This window comes from Azospirillum formosense (assembly GCF_013340925.1).
In the GTDB taxonomy this organism is placed as follows: domain Bacteria; phylum Pseudomonadota; class Alphaproteobacteria; order Azospirillales; family Azospirillaceae; genus Azospirillum; species Azospirillum formosense.
Genome location: NZ_WHOR01000547.1, coordinates 1 through 690 on the forward strand (window position 1 = coordinate 1; position 690 = coordinate 690).

Sequence of the window (690 nt, forward strand, 5' to 3'; positions counted from 1 at the left end):
GTCACCGCCATCAGCGGCGAGTGCAGCGCCGGCGTCACCCGCCACACCACGTAGTAGCCGACGAAGCAGGCCAGCACGAACACCGTCAGGCCGGTGATGAAGAAGTTGCCGTGGCTCGCCGCGTCCGCGACGGGAGCGGCGTGGCCGAGCGCTGCGGCCTGGGCGGCGAGCGCGTCGATCTGCTGGCTGGCCGCGGCGAGCTGGGCCTTCAGCTCGGCGACGCGGTTGGACAATTGAGTCTGATCCATGTGTCTCTCCCTAATTCCGTCCGGCCTTTAGACCGTCTGGCCGGCGAAGGCGGGATGAACGACCTGCCCATCGCGGGTGAGCGCGATGGCCTTCACGATCTCGTCGTCCCAGTTGAGCGTGATGCCCTTCTCCTTGTCGTGCAGCGCCTGCAGCAGAGCGAGGAGGTTCTTGGCGTAGAGCAGCGAGGCGCTCTCGGCGATGCGGCTGGGGTAGTTGGCGTGGCCGACGATCTTCACCCCGTTCTCCGTGGTGACGACCTTGCCAAGCTCCGAACCCTCGACGTTGCCGCCCTGCTCCACCGCCAGATCAATGATCACCGAGCCCGGCTTCATCGAGGCGACATGCTCGCGCGTCACCAGGATCGGCGCCTTGCGCCCGGGGATCAGCGCCGTGGTGATGACGATGTCCTGCTTCTTGATGTGCTCGGCCACCAGCGCCGCC

1 protein-coding gene and 1 pseudogene are annotated in these 690 nt (G+C 67.0%); both read right to left on the bottom strand.

Translation table 11 applies throughout. The features are described from left to right. Positions 1-248: proton-translocating transhydrogenase family protein (locus GBZ26_RS29750; RefSeq protein WP_174441844.1), on the bottom strand; the 248-nt coding region annotated here is incomplete at its 3' end. A 27-nt stretch (positions 249-275) separates the two neighbouring features. After that, a pseudogene (locus tag GBZ26_RS29755) lies at positions 276-690 on the bottom strand (NAD(P)(+) transhydrogenase (Re/Si-specific) subunit alpha); the annotation flags it as partial.